Origin of the sequence: Antrihabitans auranticaus, from assembly GCF_016481275.1 — a bacterium.
Classification (GTDB): Bacteria; Actinomycetota; Actinomycetes; order Mycobacteriales; family Mycobacteriaceae; genus Antrihabitans.
Genome location: NZ_JAEMNW010000002.1, coordinates 551,789 through 572,719, shown reverse-complemented (window position 1 = coordinate 572,719; position 20,931 = coordinate 551,789). Strand labels below are relative to the sequence as shown.

The 20,931-nt window shown below is 64.5% G+C and carries 22 protein-coding genes; 14 read left to right on the top strand and 8 right to left on the bottom strand.

From position 1 onward, the window contains the following. Nucleotides 1-144 precede the first annotated feature (144 nt). Nucleotides 145-1,035: a TauD/TfdA dioxygenase family protein gene (locus JGU72_RS10605; RefSeq protein WP_199683877.1), complete on the top strand. Its 891-nt coding sequence runs from the start codon at nucleotides 145-147 to the stop codon at nucleotides 1,033-1,035. Between the two features lie 20 nt (nucleotides 1,036-1,055). Here JGU72_RS10605 and JGU72_RS10600 read toward each other — a convergent pair whose 3' ends face one another. Next, nucleotides 1,056-2,045: an alpha/beta hydrolase gene (locus tag JGU72_RS10600; protein WP_199683875.1), complete on the bottom strand. Its 990-nt coding sequence runs from the start codon at nucleotides 2,043-2,045 to the stop codon at nucleotides 1,056-1,058. 173 nt (nucleotides 2,046-2,218) lie between these two features. On the opposite strand from JGU72_RS10600, the gene JGU72_RS10595 reads away from it, so the two are divergent. Genes JGU72_RS10595 through JGU72_RS10585 form a run of 3 tightly spaced genes read left to right on the top strand, consistent with a single transcriptional unit; the run spans nucleotide 2,219 to nucleotide 3,341 of the window. After that, nucleotides 2,219-2,539, top strand: a complete 321-nt coding sequence (locus JGU72_RS10595) for a hypothetical protein (protein ID WP_199683873.1) — start codon at nucleotides 2,219-2,221, stop codon at nucleotides 2,537-2,539. Between the two features lie 17 nt (nucleotides 2,540-2,556). After that, a complete protein-coding gene (locus tag JGU72_RS10590; protein WP_199683871.1) occupies nucleotides 2,557-2,892 on the top strand; it encodes a winged helix-turn-helix transcriptional regulator in 336 nt (111 codons plus the stop codon). Then, nucleotides 2,889-3,341 carry a PaaI family thioesterase gene (locus JGU72_RS10585; RefSeq protein WP_199683869.1) on the top strand — a complete coding sequence of 151 codons (453 nt, stop codon included), beginning with the start codon at nucleotides 2,889-2,891 and terminating at the stop codon, nucleotides 3,339-3,341. Before JGU72_RS10590 ends, JGU72_RS10585 begins: the two co-directional genes overlap by 4 nt. 3 nt (nucleotides 3,342-3,344) lie before the next feature. Here the strand turns inward: JGU72_RS10585 and JGU72_RS10580 are convergent, their stop codons facing one another. After that, on the bottom strand, nucleotides 3,345-4,895 hold the full coding sequence (locus JGU72_RS10580; protein ID WP_199683868.1) for a VWA domain-containing protein: 1,551 nt from the start codon (nucleotides 4,893-4,895) through the stop codon (nucleotides 3,345-3,347). Between the two features lie 201 nt (nucleotides 4,896-5,096). On the opposite strand from JGU72_RS10580, the gene JGU72_RS10575 reads away from it, so the two are divergent. Next, complete coding sequence (locus tag JGU72_RS10575) at nucleotides 5,097-5,651, top strand: RICIN domain-containing protein (RefSeq protein WP_199683867.1); 555 nt, start codon at nucleotides 5,097-5,099, stop codon at nucleotides 5,649-5,651. 96 nt (nucleotides 5,652-5,747) lie between these two features. Further along, nucleotides 5,748-6,287 carry a GNAT family N-acetyltransferase gene (locus JGU72_RS10570; protein WP_199683866.1) on the top strand — a complete coding sequence of 180 codons (540 nt, stop codon included), beginning with the start codon at nucleotides 5,748-5,750 and terminating at the stop codon, nucleotides 6,285-6,287. Between the two features lie 2 nt (nucleotides 6,288-6,289). On the opposite strand, the gene zapE is transcribed toward JGU72_RS10570, so the two are convergent. Continuing rightward, complete coding sequence (gene zapE, locus JGU72_RS10565; RefSeq protein WP_199683865.1) at nucleotides 6,290-7,306, bottom strand: cell division protein ZapE; 1,017 nt, start codon at nucleotides 7,304-7,306, stop codon at nucleotides 6,290-6,292. An 88-nt stretch (nucleotides 7,307-7,394) separates the two neighbouring features. On the opposite strand from zapE, the gene JGU72_RS10560 reads away from it, so the two are divergent. The 5 genes from JGU72_RS10560 (at nucleotide 7,395) to JGU72_RS10540 (ending at nucleotide 11,821) form a co-directional block, all read left to right on the top strand. Beyond that, a complete protein-coding gene (locus JGU72_RS10560; protein WP_233532156.1) occupies nucleotides 7,395-8,129 on the top strand; it encodes a pyrimidine reductase family protein in 735 nt (244 codons plus the stop codon). A 19-nt stretch (nucleotides 8,130-8,148) separates the two neighbouring features. Next, complete coding sequence (locus JGU72_RS10555; protein WP_199683863.1) at nucleotides 8,149-9,711, top strand: alpha/beta hydrolase; 1,563 nt, start codon at nucleotides 8,149-8,151, stop codon at nucleotides 9,709-9,711. A gap of 73 nt (nucleotides 9,712-9,784) precedes the next feature. Next, complete coding sequence (locus JGU72_RS10550) at nucleotides 9,785-11,065, top strand: glycosyltransferase family 87 protein (protein ID WP_199683862.1); 1,281 nt, start codon at nucleotides 9,785-9,787, stop codon at nucleotides 11,063-11,065. A 25-nt stretch (nucleotides 11,066-11,090) separates the two neighbouring features. After that, the gene (msrB, locus tag JGU72_RS10545) at nucleotides 11,091-11,516 is read left to right on the top strand and encodes a peptide-methionine (R)-S-oxide reductase MsrB (RefSeq protein WP_199683860.1); all 426 of its coding nucleotides are present in this window, start codon (nucleotides 11,091-11,093) and stop codon (nucleotides 11,514-11,516) included. A gap of 110 nt (nucleotides 11,517-11,626) precedes the next feature. After that, the gene (locus tag JGU72_RS10540; protein ID WP_199683858.1) at nucleotides 11,627-11,821 is read left to right on the top strand and encodes a hypothetical protein; all 195 of its coding nucleotides are present in this window, start codon (nucleotides 11,627-11,629) and stop codon (nucleotides 11,819-11,821) included. 2 nt (nucleotides 11,822-11,823) lie between these two features. Here the strand turns inward: JGU72_RS10540 and hemQ are convergent, their stop codons facing one another. Genes hemQ through hemE form a run of 3 tightly spaced genes read right to left on the bottom strand, consistent with a single transcriptional unit; the run spans nucleotide 11,824 to nucleotide 14,901 of the window. After that, on the bottom strand, nucleotides 11,824-12,519 hold the full coding sequence (hemQ, locus tag JGU72_RS10535; protein WP_199683857.1) for a hydrogen peroxide-dependent heme synthase: 696 nt from the start codon (nucleotides 12,517-12,519) through the stop codon (nucleotides 11,824-11,826). A gap of 4 nt (nucleotides 12,520-12,523) precedes the next feature. Beyond that, complete coding sequence (locus JGU72_RS10530; protein WP_199683856.1) at nucleotides 12,524-13,828, bottom strand: protoporphyrinogen oxidase; 1,305 nt, start codon at nucleotides 13,826-13,828, stop codon at nucleotides 12,524-12,526. Further along, nucleotides 13,825-14,901, bottom strand: coding sequence for a uroporphyrinogen decarboxylase (hemE, locus tag JGU72_RS10525; RefSeq protein WP_199684558.1), 1,077 nt, complete (start codon nucleotides 14,899-14,901; stop codon nucleotides 13,825-13,827). Before hemE ends, JGU72_RS10530 begins: the two co-directional genes overlap by 4 nt. A 104-nt stretch (nucleotides 14,902-15,005) precedes the next feature. On the opposite strand from hemE, the gene JGU72_RS10520 reads away from it, so the two are divergent. Next, complete coding sequence (locus tag JGU72_RS10520; protein WP_199683855.1) at nucleotides 15,006-15,587, top strand: DUF3000 domain-containing protein; 582 nt, start codon at nucleotides 15,006-15,008, stop codon at nucleotides 15,585-15,587. 196 nt (nucleotides 15,588-15,783) lie between these two features. Continuing rightward, a complete protein-coding gene (locus JGU72_RS10515) occupies nucleotides 15,784-16,395 on the top strand; it encodes a hypothetical protein (protein WP_199683854.1) in 612 nt (203 codons plus the stop codon). 65 nt (nucleotides 16,396-16,460) lie between these two features. Here JGU72_RS10515 and JGU72_RS10510 read toward each other — a convergent pair whose 3' ends face one another. Next, on the bottom strand, nucleotides 16,461-17,621 hold the full coding sequence (locus tag JGU72_RS10510) for a beta-ketoacyl synthase N-terminal-like domain-containing protein (RefSeq protein WP_199683853.1): 1,161 nt from the start codon (nucleotides 17,619-17,621) through the stop codon (nucleotides 16,461-16,463). Between the two features lie 213 nt (nucleotides 17,622-17,834). Here JGU72_RS10510 and JGU72_RS10505 point away from each other — a divergent pair, with 213 nt between their 5' ends. Continuing rightward, entirely contained in the window at nucleotides 17,835-20,297 is a 2,463-nt protein-coding gene (locus JGU72_RS10505) for a sensor domain-containing protein (protein ID WP_199683852.1), read from the top strand. Here the strand turns inward: JGU72_RS10505 and JGU72_RS10500 are convergent. Further along, complete coding sequence (locus JGU72_RS10500; protein ID WP_199683851.1) at nucleotides 20,291-20,929, bottom strand: NUDIX hydrolase; 639 nt, start codon at nucleotides 20,927-20,929, stop codon at nucleotides 20,291-20,293. The genes JGU72_RS10505 and JGU72_RS10500 overlap by 7 nt on opposite strands. Nucleotides 20,930-20,931 lie beyond the last annotated feature (2 nt).

Below are 20,931 nucleotides of genomic sequence, written 5' to 3'. Positions count from 1 at the left end.
GCTTGTTCGGCGGTTGACCGTCGACCTGTGTCGTCTCGATGCCGACTTCTGTTGTTGCTGACCTTGGCCTCGCCCCCAGGCAATTGCACATGTGTCGCACAATCTCGTCCGCGTCGTGGCGGACCCGTTCGAAAGTCTGCACTCATGACTACATTTCTCGATGCCGCTCGATTGCAACTGCAGCTGACTCCCCTGGGGCCGAACTTCGCCGCCGAGGTAAGCGGGATCGACGTTGCGACTGCGTCCGATACGGAGCTGACCCAACTGCGTTCGGCCCTCGTCGAGTACAAGGTGCTGTTTCTGCGTGACCAGTTCATCGACGACGCGACACATATCGACTTCGGCAGGCGCTTCGGCGAATTGACCACCGGCCACCCTGTGCACGACAGCGGCAACGTTCCGGACGAAGTGTTCGCACTCGACAGTCAGGACAACGGGTTCGCCGACGTCTGGCACACCGACGTCACTTTCATGCCGCGTCCACCACTGGGTTCGATCCTGCGCCCTGTCGTTCTTCCACCCAACGGCGGTGACACCAATTGGGCGGATTCGCAATTGGCGTACGACTCGCTGTCCGCACCTGTCCGACATCTCGTCGACCAGCTGACAGCGGTGCACGACGGTAACCGCGAGTTCGGCTACTACCTTGCACAGCGACGCGGCGGGAAGGGCAACGTCTGGGAGGGCGAGCAGGTGACCGCGCTCGTTCCCGTCGAGCACCCAGTGGTCCGGGTGCACCCTGAGACCGGGCGCAAAGGGTTGTTCGTCAACCCAGGCTTTACGTCACACATCGTCGGTGTCTCCGAAGCCGAGAGCCGGGGAATCCTCGACCTGCTCTATGCCCACTTGACCAAGCCCGAACACATCGTGCGCCACCGCTGGCAGCTCGGAGATCTGGTGTTGTGGGACAACAGGAGTACCGCCCACTACGCAAACCGTGACTACGGCACACAGCGGCGCGTCATGCACCGCATCACCCTTCGAGGCGACCGACCGATCGGACCGCCTGCCGGCGACCTGACACCACTCGTCTGATCGGATTGCCCTGCATCAGCTCACGCTGCCTTCGATCGTTCGGTGTCGGCAGCGAGCGCGATGAAGGTGGCGATCTCGGCGATCGCCTGCTTGGCCTCGGGTAGGACGTCCGCGCCGACCTGGAACACATGTGGTGCCCGATTCCAAATCTGGAGCGTCACAGGAACACCGGCCGCTGCGAGTGCACCGGCGAACACTCTGCACTCGTCCAGAAAGATCTCTTCGGACCCGACCTGAATCAACACCGGCGGGAACTGTGCGAGGTCGAGGTCGACAAGCGATTTCGGTAACGCACGCCTACCACCCTGTGACGCGAGCACTTCTGCGGCGCAGGCGAAAGACCTTGCGGGGAAAAGGGAGTCGCGAGTCCGACCGGCGTACAGCGCACGATCGACGTTGTCGAAGGTCGTGATGCCGGAAATGAAGACCATCCCGGCCGGCGGCGGAAGGCCCTCCAGCCCAATGCGATCGATCAGCGATGCGCTCAGGAAGGCACCCGCCGAGTCGCCCGCGACGATGATACGGCCGGGGTCGATACCTCGATCGAGAAGGCGGCGGTAGGCGTCGAGTCCGTCGGCGACCGCGTCGTCGACGGTCCATCGCGGCAACATCCGATAGTCGACAGCCAGCGCACAGCCCTTGACTGCCAAAGTAATCCGGCTCACCAGCCGGCGATGTGTGCGCAGGCCGCACGCTATGAACGCACCCCCGTGCAGGTACAGGATCGTGGGTTCACCTCCGGCGCCGTCATCGCTTTCTATCCACTCCGCATGACACGAATCCAGGCTCGTCCGTCGCACGCTGGTTCCGCGGACATTGGGAAGGAACATGCCGATCCAGTCCGTGAATCGGAACGACAGGCGCGGAATGAAGCGTGGCGCCAACCGGTGCACGATGAACGCAAGCTCCGACAACAAGCCGAGTGCCGGGCGGCCCGTCCACCGCAGAACCGTATTGGCGATCCGAACATCCAGCCCGCCTTTGCCATGCAACTGCACAGTGGCAACCATCGCCCACCTCATCGTGTCTGATCGCGCTCGTTCGGATACAAGGTGCACTCTAGCCAGGGACTGACACGTCAGTCTAGTAAATTGCCAACTTCTATGACGCCCGCTTCCCCGGATTCGAGGTGGGCTCGCCCTGGCTGGTGGATGATCGATTCGGTGACCCGACAGGAGACGTCATGAATCTTCGAGAAATCACCGCGCAGGCGACGGCTTCGCCGCGAGTCTTCGGCGAGCCGTACGAGACCGTGGATGGCACGACGATCATCACCGTCGCAAAAGTTCGCAGCGAAACTGCGGTGCGCGCCGTCGGTGTTTTCGTCGTCCGCGACGGCGCAGTGACGTGGGAACCAGCGGTCGACGTCACTCGAATCAGCATCCTGGGCGTCACGGTCGGACTTGCGTCCGCCGTAATAGCCACCCTCACGATGTTGCGCCGGCCACCGTGGCCCGACCTTTCGGTACGCGGATTGGAAGCGCTGAAACACCGCGAACACTGACCGAGTACGGTCGCGTCATGTCTGGATCACCACGCCCGGGCCAGCCGGTCCGCGGGTCCGCAACCGGCGCCCCGATCATGGCGTTGCTCGACCTCCTGAGCCGACGCTGGATGCTGCGCGTGATCTGGGAATTGCGCGACGAACCGCTGACTTTCCGGCAACTACAGGAGCGCTGCGATGGCATGTCACCGAGTGTGCTCAACACACGGCTTCGGGAGCTGCGTGACGCCGACATCGTCGACGACAGCGGTGCGCCCGGTTACAGACTGACAGACGAAGGCCGGAACCTTCTCGAGGCGTGGCCACCGCTCGAAGCATGGGCCCAACGCTGGGCAGAGAGGCAGAATCGATGAACGAGCTGAGCATTCAGGAACGCCTGTACCCCGATATGACGTGTTTCGGCTGCGGACACGCTAACCCGAAGGGGTTGCGGCTCCGCAGTTTTGCCGGCGGGGACGCCGTCACAGGCACCTTTATGCCGTGGCCGGAGCATGACAACGGCATCGGCTACCTGAACGGCGGGATCATCTGCACGATCATGGACTGCCACAGTGCCGCAGCCGTACTACTCGAGGCTGAGCGCAACAACTGGCCACCTCTGCCCGGTGCGGCGCTGGCCTACGTGACCGCCGGGCTCGACGTGAAATACCTCCGGCCGTGCCCACTTCGCGAACCGGTCGAACTGCGGGCAGTCGTGACGGACATCAGCGAACCGGCGATGACGGTCGACGTCGAGGTCAGGTGGGACGGCAAGACCCGCGCGGCTGCGACCGCGCACTGGAAGCGGTGGCGACCGCGCTGAGCCTCAGCCTGGCGGCAACAATCCGCGCTGCTTTGCCTGAGCGACCCAGCCCGGGTACTCGTCCATCATCAGGTCGTAGAGCTGACCGTCCGGCAACGACGCAGGGTCGGCGACGCTGAAGAAATCGGCGTTGTCGAGGAAACGGCCCTGCATGTCGTCGAGCTCCTCGAGGAACTTGAAGTCCCCGGTCGCCATAGCCGCGAGCCGCGCGGCGAACCCGCCACCGCCGCCACCTCCACCGCCGCCGAACAGTCCTCGCCGGCGCGGCGGTTGCTGGGGCGGCGGTTGCTGGGACGGGTAGCCCGGCGGCTGCTGTGCATAGCCCTGCGGCGGTTGGGTGAAGGCGTGTTTGGTTTCGTCGTAGGACGGGTCTGGGATGACGTTCTTGGTGGACTGCCCCAGCGCCATGAACTGCCAGAACAATGGCTCGTAAGACGACCACATCACCTGATTGCGCGTGCCGTTCTGATCGGTCGTCTGGCCGTCGGTGACGAACATGACGTACACCGGGAGATTGTCCGACCGCGGCGAGTTGCGCGGTCCCCCACCGGAATCGGGAAAGTAGAACCGGCGGACCGCCTCCATCGCGCGGTTGTAGTTGGTGCCGCCCTCGAGCGGCCGCCGACCGAGCAACTGCTGAATCCAACCCTGGTAGTTGCGGAGGTCCAGCGGCCCTTCTTCGTATCCGCCTGTGCCGAAGGTGAATACGTCGCAGGCGCCGTCGTCGTCGAACTGGACAGCGAGGCCGAGCACACGCTCACACAACTGCTGCACCTTGCCGGACCGGTACAGGCTCGTCATCGAAGCCGAGATGTCCAGGCACAGCGCGACGCGTGCACGGTGCTCGGACAACCCCTTCTTCTCCAGCGAGACCCCGGCCTTCTTGACCATGTTGATCATCGCGGGCGGCTGATTCTGCAACTGCTTCTGCAGTCGCACGCCCTTGCTCATGCTGATCGATCCGCCGGCGGGCCGCGCAGGCGCCTGGACCGGCGCTGCGGGCACGGGAGCCGCCTGCGCCGGTGCCGCAGGGGCGGGCGAGTCGTCGACGGAGATCCCGTAATCGGTAGCCAAACCGGCCAATCCCGATGCCCAGCCCTGCCCAACCGCTCGGAACTTCCATGCACCGCCGCGCTTATAGAGCTCGCCGAGCACGAACGCAGTCTCTGTAGCGGCGGGAGGAACGTCGAAACGGGCCAACTCGGCGCCGCTCCCGTCGTCGACGACGCGTACCGAGAGACCGGAGACCTGACTGAACGGCGCGCCTTCCGCCGAGGCGGTCACCGCGACAGTCTCGATGATCGCGGGCATACCTGCCAGATCCACAGCCAGAGCGTCACGGTTGCCTTGTTTGCCCAGGTGGCGAACCGTGCCCTCCGTGGAGTTGGGCTGGTTGTAGAACACCATGTCCGCGTCGGACCGCACCTTACCGTTGGCTGCGAGGAGTAGGGCCGCGGCGTCGAGACCCGGTCCCCCGGACCAACTCACCTCGACTCGCACTCTGCCTGCACTCGCCGGCAAACCGACATTTCCACCCTTGGTGATAGCCGTCACGCGACCAACAGTAGTTCGTTTCGGCGTCCGGCGGCGTACGCACCCGCGTGCGCTCGATGGCGCCCGGGGTGGGCAATTCGAACCCCGGGGGATTTCTTGACCACCCTTGGGTTTCTATTCCGGAATGCCGGCAATGCCCGATGCTTATGCAACGGACGAAGCGCGCAGCGTTGGTCCATAATCGGTCAGGAGAAACACGATATGACTCCACGCACAGCAGGTAAAATTTCCCGGCACACCGCCGAACGGATAACTGCTCTGTTTTTCCTTGCGATTTTCGCTCTTACCGCAATGCTGTTCGCACCAGGCAGCGCACATGCAGCAATTCCGCCCGACGTCGTGACAATTCAGCAGCTTTCCAGCGGACGATACCTGGATGCATGGAACGACGGATCGCACGACAACGGCGTCGTGACGCGGCCGAATCAAGGTGATCCCAGCCAGCAATGGCGAATCACCTGGGACGAAAGTGGAACCAGCACCGGCACAATCCAGCAAATGAGCAACGGCCTGTACCTGGACGCGCACGAAATCTCCGATCGTGATTACCAGACCGTCACGCGTCCCGAGCAGAACAACGCAACCCAGATGTGGCAAGTGAGTTCGGTCGGCAACGGGCTCTACACAATTACGCAGGCTTCCAGTGGACGCCTTCTCGATGCGCACGAATATGCGGAAAAGGACTTCGGCTGCGTTACACGCCCGGGTCAGGACAACGACACGCAACTGTGGCGAGTCGTCGTCATCGGGCACTAGCCGTACGCCAGGGGCCGTGCTGTCACTCGCCAGACGCGGCCCCTGGCAAACGCGTAGATACCACGTATCGGAACGCGAACATGTTCTACTAGGATCATGATCATGGTCGCCGTCGACGTCAGCCGGGCCGGACTGTGGGATGCAGAAGCTCTGAGCGATGTGGCCGCAGCAACGTTTCCGCTTGCGTGCCCGCCAGACGCATCTCCAGAAGATATCGAAGTCTTCATAGACGAAGTTCTGTCGTTCGAGGCATTCGGCGACTACCTCTCCGACCCTGCCAGGACGGTCCTCAAGGCCACCAAGGGCGGCAAAATAGTCGGCTATGCAATGGTCCTCGACAGCCCACCCGAAGATCCCGGTGTTGCGCGGCTGATCAGCATCGCGCCAGCACTCGAAATCAGCAAGATGTATGTGCTGCCGGGCGAGCACGGTACGGGCGTATCGACCGCATTGATGGACGCCGCGATCGACTACGCCAAATCACTCGGCCACGCGGGGGTGTGGCTGGGCGTCAATCAGCACAATCAGCGCGCGCAGCGCTTCTACACGAAGAACGGTTTCGATACCGTCGGCACAAAGACTTTTCGAGTCGGGTCGCAATTGCACCACGATTTCGTGATGCTACGTCGTATCTGAATTCAATTCGTCGCGGCCTGGAATCGCGACAACGCCAATAGCCGTGACGTCGCGCGCAGATATTTCTTCCGATAGCCGCCGTCCAGCATTTCCTGCGTAAAGATTTGGTCGAGCTTTGCACCCGAGCACGCAACCGGAATACTGGCGTCGTACAACCGGTCCGCGAAAACAACGAACCGCAAAGCGACCGCTTGATCGTCCACCGGATGAACATTCTGAATCAATACCGCTTTGACATCTTTCACCAGCTTGCCGTAGCGCGACGGGTGCAACGTGCTCAGGTGTTTGCACAAGGCATCGAAGTCGTCGAGCGTGGCGCCGGGAATTGCGTCGGCACGCTCGACCAATGCGGCGGCTGTCGACGGATCCGGTGCCGGCGGTAGGTCGCGGTGCCGATAATCCGGACCGTCGACACGAATCGACTCGAATATCGAACCGAGTTTCTTGATTTCTCGCATGAAATCCTGCGCCGCGAATCGTCCCTCCCCCAATTGCCCGGGCAGAGTATTCGAAGTCGCCGCAATCGAGACCCCGCGTGCAGACAGTTCCGACAGCAAGCGCGAGACCAGCATCGTGTCGCCAGGGTCATCGAGCTCGAACTCGTCGATGCACAGCACACTGTTTGCCGAAAGCTCTTCGACCGCCTTGGTGAAACCGAGGGCGCCGACCACATGCGTCAGTTCGACGAAGGTGCCGAACGATTTCGGTCCCGGTGCGCTGTGGAAGATCGACGCGAGCAAGTGCGTCTTTCCGACGCCGAAACCACCGTCGAGGTAGAGGCCGATACCCACGGGCGCGGTCTTCTTGCCGAAGAGTCCGCGCTTTCCGCCCGACCGGATCTTCGCGACCTTCGCAGCGAAGTCCGCGGCCTTGCTCACGGCCTGCGCTTGACTCGGCTGGTTCGGATCCGGGATGTAGGAGGCAAAGCTGACCTCGTCGAACATGGGAGGCGGCACCATCTGTGCGACCAACTGGTCGGCCGGCACGACGGGGCTGCGATCGACAAGACGTTCGGGCATGCGCGCCACCCTAACGACGTGCTCATATGGGACACGTGCAGCATAACGATATTGCGACCCACCTCACAGGATGGCGAACCCGGTGACAATGCCGAACATTTCCGACGTCGACGAGTTGCGTGACCGGTACGCGTACCCCGAAGACCTCAGATCGCCGTGGCTCCGGATCAACTTCGTATCGAGCCTCGACGGTGCACGGACAGTCGAGGGCTCGTCGGGCGGGCTCGGCACACCAGCTGACAAGCGCGTGTTCGGAGTGCTGCGCGAACTGACAGACGTCGTGCTCGTCGGAGCCGGCACCGCGCGCACCGAGGACTACGGCGGCGCACGGACCAACGAAACGCGCCGGGAGTGGCGCCTGGCCCATGGGCTCGCCGCAGTGCCGCCGATCGCCGTCGTTTCGGCGAGCGCCAAGATCGATCCGGCCTCGCGGCTGCTGACCGACACCAGTGTGCCGCCACTGGTTCTCACGACGTCGAACGCCGACGCCGACAACAAACGTCGCCTCGCAGACGCAGGTGCCACCGTGCTCGAACTCGGTGCGGACACCGTCGGTACCGACGCGATCGTCGAGACCCTGGACGACCTCGGGTTGCGCCGCGTGCTGTGCGAAGGCGGTCCGACACTCTTCGGGCAATTGATTGCGGACGAGGCGGTCGACGAACTATGCCTGACGGTGTCTCCGCTGCTCATCGGGGGTAGCGCCGGGCGAATCGCGGTCTCGCCGAACGCGAGTACGTACCCCATGGCACGCGCTCACGTGCTCGCCGACGACGACGGGACGCTACTCACGCGCTGGGTGTCCGCGCGCCCCCGCCGATAAACCTGGCAGGCTGTCCTTCATGCGCTCGACTCGCCTGGCGGCAATCTTGGGAATCGTCGTCGCTGTCTGCTGCTCGTGCAGCGGCGGACCGTCCGACCGGCCGAACGTCGCTGTCGAGGTCGAACACCACGGCGGGCGCGGCGAACCCACCACGACCAAGCCCGAAGACCAGATCCCGCAACTGCAGGCACCCAAGGGCGACATCGACTGGCGTGAGTGCACGGGCGCGATGATCAACCTCTTCGGCCTGGCCCCGGGACCGCCCGGCCTCGTCTTCGACTGCGGTGAGTTCTCCGCACCGATCGACGCGGCCGGGAACATCTACGGCACCTTCACCGTCGGTGCCTTACGCGCACGGCTTCCGCAGACCCCGACGGACGCACTGCCTCTCGTACTGACGTCAGGGTCGGACCGCTCGTCGTCGGGCACGCTCGCGGCTCTGGCGACCGGTCCGGGCAGCGCGATTCTGCCCACGCGGCCGATCGTCGCCGTCGACCGGCGCGGCATCGGAAATTCACAGCCGATCGAATGCATGGCCGCGGACACGCGGCGTGGTCTGGCCGACCTCGGCCAGTTCTCTACCGGGGAGGGTGACGCGGCCGACCGTGTCGCGGAACTCAGCGAAGCGGCGACAATCGCGTGCAAAGACTTCCTGCAACCGCAGGAGCTCGCGTTCGACACCGCCCACGCGGCCGATGACATCGAGCAGCTGCGCCTCATCTGGCAGGTCGACAGTCTCGCCCTACTCGGCACCGGAAACGGCGCCAGAGTCGCGCTCAACTACGCGGCGAAGTATCCGGCGCAGGTCGGTCGCCTGATCCTCGACGGCCCGGAGGGCCTCGGGCTCGACGGGCAGACTCTCGCTGCGAATCGGCTGCAGGGCGCAGAGGCCGCCTTGACCGCGTTCGCGACCCGATGCGTCGGCCTGCAGTGCTCGCTGGGACCCGACCCGCGAGCCGCCGTCGCCGATCTCGTCGGGAAAGCCCGCCGCGGCGAGCTACCCGGGGTGTCGGCCAACTCGCTGCTGACAGCGATCGCGGGCTTCCTCGGCTCGCCGCGCAGCGACCAGCCGAGCCGTGTGGCGGTGCTCGCCGACGCGCTGGCGACCGCCGGCCGCGGCGACCTCACCCAGTTGAACGCAATCGTGCTGCGGGAAGAAGCGACGACCGGGAGCGATGGTCAGTTCATCAACCGGTGCAGCGACACCCTGCAGTGGCCGACGCCTCCGCAGGTCCGCAATCTGCAGACCGAGTGGGCACAGACCTATCCGGTCTTCGGCGTCGAAGGTGCGACGTCACTGCTCGTCTGCTCGGCCTGGCCTGTCGGCTCGGGAACCAATCCGCCGACCGACTTGAAAATCCCGGTCCTAGCGCTCAGCACAGCGGCCGATCCTGTGGTCGGCGATGCCGGCCTCGGGCCCATCACAGGAGCCATCGGAAACGCGGGCGGCAAGGCGTCCGCCATCACCTGGCAGGGCTGGGGCCATCCCGTTTTCGCTCACTCCGGCTGCGCTCAGACCGCGATCGTGAAGTACCTGGATACCGGCGAATTGCCCGAGAACGGAACCGTGTGCCCGGCCTGAAACCCGAGTCCGATCGACCCGATCACAGCGGGGCGTCGCACAAATCAGGGGTCCATCGGTGTACCGTTCCCCAGTGTTCCTAAGACAGCTCGAGCCGCGCACTGCACGTTCTACGGCGGACGCGATCAAGTTCGCGATCTGGCCGATTGCCATCCTGACCGTGCTGCACCGCGTGTTCGTGAAGGCCATCAACGGGAATATCACCGACGACTTCAAACCCGTCTACGACGCCGCACTGCGGTTCCTCAACCATGAAGCCGTCTACGGTGCCAACTACGACTCGGTCGACCCGCACTACCTATATCCGCCCAGCGGCACCCTGCTGATCTCACCGATCGCGGTGATCGATCCGGAGAAGTCGCGGTGGCTATTCATTTCGGTCAATGCGATCGCGATCATCGTCGCCTGGTACCTCCTGCTCAAGCTTTTCAAGCTGTCGCTCGAATCGATCGCTGCACCGATATTGCTGCTCGCGATGTTCGCGTCGGAGACGGTCACCAATACGCTCATCTTCACCAATATCAACGGCTGTGTGCTGCTCGCCGAGGTCGCCTTCATCTCCTTGCTGCTCAAGCGAAAAGACCTCTGGGCCGGTGCCGCGATGGGTCTGACGTTCGCGGTCAAACCGATTCTGGCGCCGCTACTTCTGATTCCACTCCTGCGCGGGCAGTGGAAGGTGTTCATCACCGCGATCGGTGTGCCGCTTGTCCTCACGGCGCTGGCCTGGCCACTGTCGGTCGACGCGATCGACTTCGTCAAGCACACGCTCCCCTACCTCGTCGAATCACGCGACTATTTCAACAGCGCGATCGTCGGCAACGGCGAGTACTACGGGCTCCCGACGGGTGTCACCTGGGCGATCCGATTGCTGTTCGGCGGAATGGTCGCCGTGTCCCTGTGGTTGCTGTATCGCTACTGCCGCGAAGACGAATTGTTCTTCGTCGCGACCTCGTCCGGTGTGTTGCTGACGGCGTCCTTCCTGTTGACGTCGCTCGGCCAGATGTACTACTCGATGATGCTCTTCCCGCTTCTGATGACGGTCGTCATGAAGAACTCGGTGCTGCGGAACTGGCCGGCGTGGTTCGCGATCTACGGGTTCATGTCCTACGACAGCTGGCTCTCGACCCGGTTCCCCGCCGCGGGACGACTGGCCGAGTACATGAAGACGACCCTCGGGTGGAGCTTGCTGCTCATCGTCGTCTTCGCTGTGCTGTCCGACCGCTACCTTGCAGCGCGCAGGGAAGGTCGCCTCGCAGGCGGAATCGAACCGTCGTTTCTCCTCCCGAAGAAGGCGCCTGCCGAACCCACGCCCGTGCTTTCGAAACAACCTGTCACAGAGATGTCAGAAACGTAGGCCGCAAACCTATTAGCGTGGAGGCATGAGTTCTACCGAATCCAAGCCCCCTGTTTCGCTGACCGACGACGAGTGGCGCGTCCGCCTGACGCCTGCCGAGTTCAAGGTGCTCCGCCTTGCCGGTACGGAAAGGCCGTTCACCGGCGAATACACCGACACCAAGACCGACGGCGTCTACGCCTGCCGTGCATGCGGTGCGGAACTCTTCACGAGTAACGAAAAGTTCGAATCGCATTGCGGCTGGCCGTCGTTCTTCGATCCGAAGGACTCCGACGCGGTCATTCTCAACGAGGATCGGTCGCTCGGCATGCGACGAGTCGAGGTGTTGTGCGCCAACTGCCACAGCCACCTCGGCCACGTTTTCGAGGGTGAGGGGTACCCGACGCCGACGGATCAGCGGTACTGCATCAACTCCATCTCTCTGAAGTTGAAGCCTGCAGGCACCGACTGACAGCACTGTCAAGGGCACGGATTTTCCACCTAGGGGTGCTTCTGGCGAGTAGTCGGTCCTAGGACCCTGGGAGGCACCAGCAGTTCGCTGGGCTGACCGCGGAGACAACCATGGACCAACCACTCGTTTTTGTCGCTATCGCGACACTGCTGGCCGCCGCCATCATCGCGATGACCGTTCGCGCTCTCTTCCTGCGCAGTCGGCGCCGCCGGTTGAGCGCCACACTGGACGATGTCGCCGACGCGGGCGACCTCTTCGAACTCGGCAGCGCAATCGTAGGATTGCTCCTCCGCGCAACCCGGTAGGCCTACGGCAGCGATGCGATGAGCTTCTCGACGTCCACGCGGGGGCCGGTGAAGAACGGAATCTCCTCGCGCACGTGCAGCCTAGCCTCGGTCGCGCGCAGGTCTCGCATGAGGTCGACGATGCGGTGCAGTTCCTGCGCCTCGAATGCGAGGACCCACTCGTAGTCCCCGAGCGCGAAGGAACTCACCGTGTTGGCGCGGACATCGGGATACGTGCGGGCGGCCTTGCCGTGGTCGGCGAGCATCTTGCGCCGTTCCTCGTCGGGCAGCAGGTACCACTCGTAGGAACGGACGAACGGGTACACACAGATGTAGTTGCCAGCCTCTTCGCCGGCAAGGAACGCGGGGATGTGACTCTTGTTGAACTCGGCTGGGCGGTGGATCGCGACATTGCTCCAAACCGGCGCGCTGGCTTTGCCGAGCAGCGTGGTCCGGCGGAAGTCGGCGTACGCGGCCTGCAACTCTTCGACGTTCTCGGCGTGAGTCCAGAGCATGAAGTCGGCGTCCGCGCGCAGCCCAGCGACGTCGTAGATTCCGCGCAGCACGACGCCCTTGTCGGCCAGTCCCTCGAAGAAGACGCGTGCCTGCTTGATCGCTTCCTCGCGGTCGTCACCCAGCACGCCGGGCTGTACCTGGAAAACGGAGAACATCAGGTAGCGGATGGTCGAATTGAGCGCTTGATAATCGAGGCGTGCCATACCGCTATCGTGCCACTTCGGTCGCGAGCCGTGCCGCGGCAGCCGTGCCTGATGCGACACACGCCGGAACTCCGACACCGCCCAGGTAGGCACCGGCGACTTCGATGCCGGGCAGCTCGGCCACCGCTGCCTCGATCGCGGCGACACGGTCCAGATGGCCCGGACCGTATTGCGGCAAACCGTTGCGCCACAGCGCGACCGTGGCGTCCACGGGTTCGATCGACGTGCCGGTGACCCTCTCGAGGTCCGCACGCGCGGCATCGATGAGATCTCGCTCTGTCCAGTGGTCCATGTTCTCGCCCGCTCGCCCGAAGGACGCTCGCACGATCAGCACCTGACGTCGGGCGAGGTGCGGCCACTTCCGGCTGGACAAGGTGAAGGCCTTGGCGCGCAATGACTCTCCGCTTGCGACGAGAATCCCCGAATTGCCGGGGAGCGCCGTGTCCGGGGGCAGCGCGAGCGCGACCAGTGCGCTTGTCGAGTGTTCGATAGCTGCGGTCTCGGGCGCCAGGTCCGGCAAAAGCGTCGCGAGTGCCCACGCGGGCAGCGCAAGAATTACGCCGTCGAACCCGCTGACGGCTGACATGTCGGTCACCGGTGAATCGAGCCGGACGTCCGCGCGGGCCGCTCGGACAAGTGCGTCCAGCAACACCCCGTACCCGTCGCGGATGCCGCCGAAAACCGGTGCCGTAGAGGGCGGCGGCAACGCCTGCCGGACCGCAGCAGTAAGACTTGCCGCGCCGTTGTCGAGTGCGGCGGCCAGCGTCGGAAGCGCGGCGCGGACGCCTATCGAACTCGACAGGCCCGCATACACGCCGCCGAGCAGCGGATCGACGGACCTCCTGACGACCTGCTCGCCGAACCGGTCGGCAACAAGCGAGCCGACGTCGATATCGGCGGTCCGGTCCCATTCCAGGGGTACGGACGGTTCGGCGGCGACTCGCGCTCGAGTCGATTCGTCGACGAGTCCTGCGACCGAGTCTGCGTCGGCTGGTATCCCCATCAACGTTCCGGCGGGCAAAGGATGCAGCTCCCCGCCGGCCCAGACGAGTGGGCGTGCACCCGAGGGATGCACCAACTGTTCGGCCAGACCGAGTTCGGTCAGCAGCGCAGGGACCTCCGGACGGCGCCCGACAAAAGCCTCTGCCCCGATGTCGATGTCGCCGCCCGCCAGCGGAACGGTCCACAGCTTGCCGCCGACCCGGTCGGACGCTTCGAGGATCGTGATCTCGGCGTCAGCGAAACGCTGTCGCAGCCGATAGGCGGCAACGAGTCCCGAGATGCCCCCGCCGACGACAGCGAACCTCACAGCGAGTGCACCAGCTCCACAACGGCGGTGAGGACATCTGGATCTGTACTGGGCAGAACGCCGTGGCCCAGGTTGAAGACGTGGCCGGTTGCGCCGAGTTCGAGGGCGCGATCGGCTTCGGCCGCGATGCGCCGGACCTCGGCCTCGACCGATGCCGACCCCGCGAACAGGACTGCGGGATCGAGGTTGCCCTGCAACGCTTTTCCGGGGCCGACGCGTCGTGCCGCCGTGTCGAGCGGTATCCGCCAGTCGACACCGACGACGTCGGCACCGGCTTCACCCATCGCGCCGAGCAGTTCGCCGGTGCCGACCCCGAAGTGGAACCGCGGCACTCCCAGATCGGCGACCTCGGCAAGTACACGCTCGCTGTGCGGCAGGACGAATTTGCGGTAGTTCGCCAGCGACAGGGTGCCCGCCCACGAATCGAAGAGCTGAATCGCGTCGACGCCCGCGGCGATCTGTGCCTGCAGGAATGCGATGGTGATATCAGTGAGCTTGCCCAGCAGCGCGTTCCACGTCTGCGGGTCGGCGTGCATGAGCGCCTTGGTGCGCTCGAGGTTGCGGCTCGGGCCACCTTCGATGAGGTAGGACGCCAAAGTGAACGGCGCACCGGCGAAACCGATGAGCGGCGTACTGCCCAACTCTGCGGTCAAGAGCCCGACCGCTCGCGAGACGGCGCCGACCTCCTCGGGCAGCAACCGCGGCAGCGCCTGCACATCGGCAGCAGAGCGGACCGGGTTGGCGATCACCGGTCCGACACCGGCCACGATGTCCAGGTCGATTCCGGCTGCCTTCAGGGGCACGACAATGTCGGAAAACAGGATCGCGGCGTCGACTTTGTGGCGCCGAATGGGCTGCATGGTGATCTCGCAGACCAGTTCGGCGTCGAAACACGACTCGAGCATTCCGACGTCGGTGCGAATCGCCCGGTACTCCGGTAACGATCGCCCGGCCTGGCGCATGAACCACACAGGACGATGGCTGGGAGTTTGCCCGTTTGCCGCCGCGAGGAACGGCGAATCGGCCAACCGCCGTCGCGTCGGATAGCCAGCTGTATGCCCTTGGGGCACCATGTTCATTTCAGCGTCTCACTCATCGGTTCCATGCTCTCACGTAGCCCGCCCAGGTCGGCGCGCCTCCCTGCGGGAAGTCTTATACAGGTCTAACCTGCGAATTTGTGAGTACGCCCGGATCAGCCGCCGAGCCCGCACCTTTTCGCGCCGCAGTCGACGCGATGGGTTCGGCGACGGTGCACCCTGCCATCGAGCTGGGGCCGATCCGGCCGCCGCAGCGGCTCGCCCCTTATTCGTACGCGATCGGCGCTGAAGTCAAGCACGCGGATTCCGACATCGTTCCCGAGCAATCCGAGGGTGACGCGTTCGGACGGTTGATCTTGCTCTACGACCCCAATGGTGACGAAGCCTGGAACGGGACCCTGCGCCTCGTTGCCTACATCCAGGCCGACCTCGACGCCGACCTCGCATCCGATCCACTGCTGCCGGAAGTGGCGTGGAGTTGGCTCGTGGACGCACTGGAATCGCGCGACGAACCGTTGAACGCCCTCGGCGGCACCGTCACCGCGACCAGTTCGGTGCGTTACGGCGACATCGCCGGACCGCCGCGCGCACACCAGCTGGAGCTGCGGGCGTCGTGGACGCCGACCAATGCTGCACTTGCGCCGCACGTCGAGGCCTTCAGCGAGGTTCTGGCCTATGCGGCCGGGTTGCCGCCTGCCGGTGTCACCGAACTCCGAGCCTGAGGACCGGCGCCTGGAATACGGTGCGAGCCGGACATACGGCCAAACCAATGGTGTTGGGGCAGAAGCCTAGCCACGACACGCCTCACGACGGCCTGATTCGCTCCACGAACGGTCTGTCCGGAATAGCATCGATCCGCCGCCGAGTGTGCAGCGGTGCTCTCCCCCGACACCCTTCTCCGATGGAGCTGATCGACTGATGAGAATTTCCAAAGCAACCGCCGCCGGCGTGATCGCGTTGGCACTGGCGACGGGTGCCGCGACCGCGGCATGCGGAAGTGACGACGACTCGAAAGACAAGGCGACCACCTCCGCGTCTGCCGCGCCAGCCATGACGGGCGCTGAAGGGAGCTCGAGCAACGGCGATGTCGACTACAACTCGCTCCTGATCGAGGCGACCGACATCGAACTCCCCGGTGACACGTTCACCGCGAACACGCAGCCCGACAGCGGCACGGGGCAGCCGGGAGCTTCGACGGTTTTCGTGAACGGTGACGGCTCGCGCAACATCGGCGTCATCCTCGTCGCCCTTCCCGACGAGTCGGCTGCCGAAGTCGCAACACAGGGTGCGGCGGAGGCGTTGCCGACTTCCGTCACCGGTGGTGAGGCGAAGACGATCGACGTCGGCGACGGCGGCAGCATCATCTCCGGTGCCGACCCCGCGGGCGGCTCGCTCACCATCCTCGTCTTCCAGCAGGGTGACACCTTCACGACCATGACCTTCACGGCCGCCGGGTCGGATCCCGTCCCCGAGGATTGGGCCGTCTCGCTCGCCGAGAAGCAGGCCGCCGCAATCAAGGCCGGTCTGTAGATAAGTTCGCAGGTTCCGGTTGCACGCGCCGCAGACACCTGCGCGTGCAACCGGATCGGGCTCGGTCAACGCCCCGGCGCGAGGACGACTGCCGCATTGTGACCACCCATTCCGAGCGATGACTTGACTGTGATGCCGTCGACGCACGGGGTTGCGCCGTCCAGCAACTGCGGGTGACCGGCAGCAACCTTCGGCGCGGCCGGAATTATCCCGCGGTCGTGACTGAGCGCAGTCGCGGCGATCTCGACCGAGGCTGCTGCGGCTTGGCAATGGCCCGCAAGCGGTTTCACCGAGAACATGCGGGTCGTCGACGGGAAGAGTGCTTCCACCGCAGTCGCCTCGGCGCCATCGCATTGCGCTGTGCCGGGACCGTGCGCGTTGAAGTAGGCGACCTCCGAGGGGTCGACGTTCGCATTGCGCAGTGCATCCACGTAGCAGCCGATCACGTTCGTCAGGGCCGGGTCCACTGACGTCACGTGGAAACCGTCATGTGACATCGCACCGCCGAGGACGTTCGTATATGGGTCACCGGACCGCTTCGACAGCACGTAACCGATGGAAGCCTCGCCGAAAGTGAATCCGCGACTGCCCGCCTGGAAGGGCCGGCAGGCAGCGAGCGGCTCGGCGTCCGTGATCGCCACGCCCAGCCGGACGAATTGGCGGACGATGTGCGGCGTTGCGGACAGGTCCGTAGTTACGAACACGACGTCGTCGACGATTCCTGCGTCCAACCACATCTTCGCCGTCAGCAGACCTGCGCTGCCCGACGTGCACATCGCCGAAACGTTCATGGCTGGACCGTGGAACCCGTACTCCTGCATGAGAACCGAAATCGGAGTCGACGGGACGAGCGCGAGATAGTCCCGAATTCGCAGCTGGTTGGCTTCGGCCGGCATGAACGTTCGCCACAGTTCCGGATCACCGAGCACGACGGCGTGCAACAGACCCACCTTCGCACCGGGTCTCCATCCGCGCGCGTACGCATCGTCGACGGCTTCGCGCACGGCGGCGCGCATCGCCCGAATGAATCGTGTTGGACCCTCGGTTTCGTCGCCGTCATCGGGGACACGGACCACCCAACCGGCTTCGTCGTCGGTGCGGCCATAGCCACCGACCAGGGCGGCCGCCGGCTTACCCGAAACGAGGCCACGCCACAGGGCATCCCGGCCCCATCCATATCCGGTAACGGCACCCAATCCGACCATACCGGCATGCCGAATACTCATTGTGATTCCCCTTAGCTGTCAGTGTTTTGGCCTACCTCCCAGGCAGTGACACTGATTAACCCCGTTCTTCGAGAGACACGCCAGAATGCCGGGCCCATGTTCGGGTGATAGGTTCGATATTTCGGTAGAAGAGTCGCTACGCTGGATAATTGTCAGCAGAGACTGGCCGAAGCATGACAACGTGTTTTTGGTTGCTGAGCCGAGGAGGCTTGGGTGAGTAGGTCGGACGACAGGACACCGGCCGACGTCGCCGCGCATGTTCCCGGTCTCACAGTCGAAGTCGGTTCTGAGCGGGAAGCTTTCGCCGACCTCGCGGACCGATATCGAATGCTCGTCGAACTGAGTCCCGACGCGATCTGCGTCCATGAGGGCGGCCGCGTCGTCTACGTGAATCCAGCGGCTATGGAGTATTCCCGCGCCAAAACGCCCGATGACATCATCGGGCGTTTTATTACCGATTTCGTTCACCCTGATTCGATTCCGGAAATGGTGAACCGGCTACTGCAATTGACGACGACCGGATCGGCAACGGCGCCGTCGGAAGCAATCATGCTGCGTTGCGACGGCGAACCGGTCGAGTCCGAAGTCGTGTCGGTGCGCACCCTGTGGGAAGGGCGACCGGCATTTCAGGTGATCATGCGCGACGTGTCGGTACAGAAGGCCGCCGAAACAGCGCTGCGCTTCAAAGCTGCTCTGGTCGAGAGCGTCAGTGACGCCATCATCGCCACCTCCGCCGACGCCGTTGTGACCTCGTGGAATCCTGCCGCCGAGGTGATCTACGGCCGCACGGCCGAGGAGACCATCGGCCTTCCGGTTGCCGATGTGGTGGGCGCCGAACTTGACCCGAAAGAAATCATCGCCGCAGGCGGGATCGTGGAATCGACGCACGTGCGGACAGGTGGTGCGCCCGTCGAGGTGCGGATATCGGCCGCCGAGTCCGACGGCGGCTATGTGCTTGTCTGCGCCGACGAAACTTCGCGCCGCCGTGCCCAACAGCGCTTCAGCACGGTCGTCACCTCGCTGCACGAAGGCGTGGTGGTCGTCGGCGCCAGCGGATACGTCGAGTTGGCAAACCCCGCGGCGGGCCGGATCTTCGGCAAGCGGGCCGACTCCCTGATCGGGCTACCCATCCTCGACCTCGTCCTCTTCGACCGCCGCGGTGGCCGGGTTCCCGAAGCCGACCACCCGATCCTGGAGACACTGCGGACCGGGTCGCCACGAGCGGTGCGCTCCTATCAGTTCGACCGTGCGGACGGTAAGCGCCTCTGGCTCTCGATCAGCTGCCGCCCGCTCGATCCGGAGGAGCCGCACGCCGCAGTCGTTGCATCGTTCGCCGATATCACCGAACAGACCATCGCGGGCGATCGGCTGCGGTACGAAGCCTCACACGACTCCCTGACGGGTCTCGCGAATCGATCGACCGTCATCGCCAAACTCGACACCGCCCTGCGCCGCAGTGTGGCCTCTTCCCGCATCGCCGTGCACTTCATCGACATCGATCAGTTCAAGCTGATCAACGATTCGCTCGGGCACAGCACCGGCGACGACGTCTTGCGCATCGCCGCCGACAGGCTGCGGCGGGCGGTTCGCGCCAGCGACGTGGTCGGGCGACTGGGCGGAGACGAATTCGTTGTCGTCAGCACCGCAAGCCAGGACCGCGAGGCGGTCTCGGCACAGGCCGAACGGTTGCGCGCCGTTCTGTCCGAACCGATGGCAGTGAACGGCCGCCAACTCCACGTCGACGCGAGCATCGGGATCGTGCTCGCGGAGGGGGTCGACAGACGATCCAGTGCCGATCTGCTTCGCGACGCGGACATCGCGATGTATCAGGCGAAGACCGGCGGCCGCGGCCGGTGCCGGGTGTTCACCGTCGAGATGCGTGAACGCATACAGCGCAGGCTGCAACTCGAGCAAGACCTGCGGACCGCGCAGTCGCTGGGCAATCTCTGGGTCGCCTATCAGCCGATCGTCGACCTGCGCTCGATGACCACCATTGCCGTAGAAGGTTTGCTGCGCTGGTCACATCCGGTGTTCGGGCCCGTGCCTCCGAACGAGTTCATCCCGCTTGCCGAGCAGAGCGACCTCATCAACGTGGTCGGCAACCACGTCCTCACCGTGGGGTCCGCCGAACTCGCCGTACAGCGCGGCCGGTCCCATCCGACTCTCGAACTCGCAGTAAACCTTTCGGCGGCGCAGAGTGACGATCCACGCCTTGTGTCGACAATTCAGGAGACACTGCGGCGGTCGGCTCTGCCCGCCAATTCGCTGTGCGTCGAGATCACGGAGAGCGCGCTGATGCGGGAGCCCGAGGCCACCGGCGCGACCCTGCGTGCACTGCGCAATCTCGGCATCCGCCTCGCGATCGACGACTTCGGGAACGGGTATTCGTCGTTCGCGCAGTTGCAACGCCTGCCACTGGACATCCTCAAGATCGGCCAGCCGCTGGTTGCCGAACTAGGCACGTCGAAGGAATCTCAGGCCATTGTCACGAGCATCATCGCGATGGCGCACGCAACCGGACTGGTCGTCGTTGCCGAAGGCATCGAGACGACCGAGCAGTTGGACATATTGACCGCACTCGGCTGTGACCACGGCCAGGGCTACCTGCTCGGCCGACCGGTCACGGCCGCAAACCTTTTCGACGCCGCTCCCCCGTCTGCCCGCGTCGCTCACTGATCCGGCGACCACTCCCAGACCACCGCCGGTCGACCGGTCGCCTTCACGCGAACTCGTTCCTCGGTACGGACCAGTCCGGGGACAGCTTTCAGCGTTCGGTTCAGATTTCCTGGATCCGGCGCCGCCCCCGACAGTGCCGCTGTCAGCTCGACAGCGCGCGACGCCGCGAAGCGCTTCCCCGTCAGAACTCTCGTGAAATCGGTTCGTCGCCAAAGAGTTTCACTCAGCAGGGGGCGTACCTCTGCGAGTATCCGGTTGTGATCGAACGCTAGCTTCGCGGGATTCCCGATCGAACACCACTGGGTCGCGGTCTGCCCAGCAGGGGCGAACTCGTCGACCACCGCCCACATTGCGATGGACAGGGTGGGGCCGCGGGGATCGCGATTCGGCTCGTCGAACGTCGCCAACTGCCCGACGGCGCCGATCGCCTCGTCCGGCACACCGAGCTTGGTCGTCAGGGCGCGGCGGGCTGCTGCCACCAACTGCTCACCGCGGCCGAGCAAGACGCCTGGCAATGCCAGTCGACCGCGAAACGGCTCCCATTCGCGCGGCGCTACGCCGAGCGTCACCGTATCGTCGCCCGCCCAGAACCGCAGGGCGACGGTATCGACCGATACAGCAGACTGTTCCACGG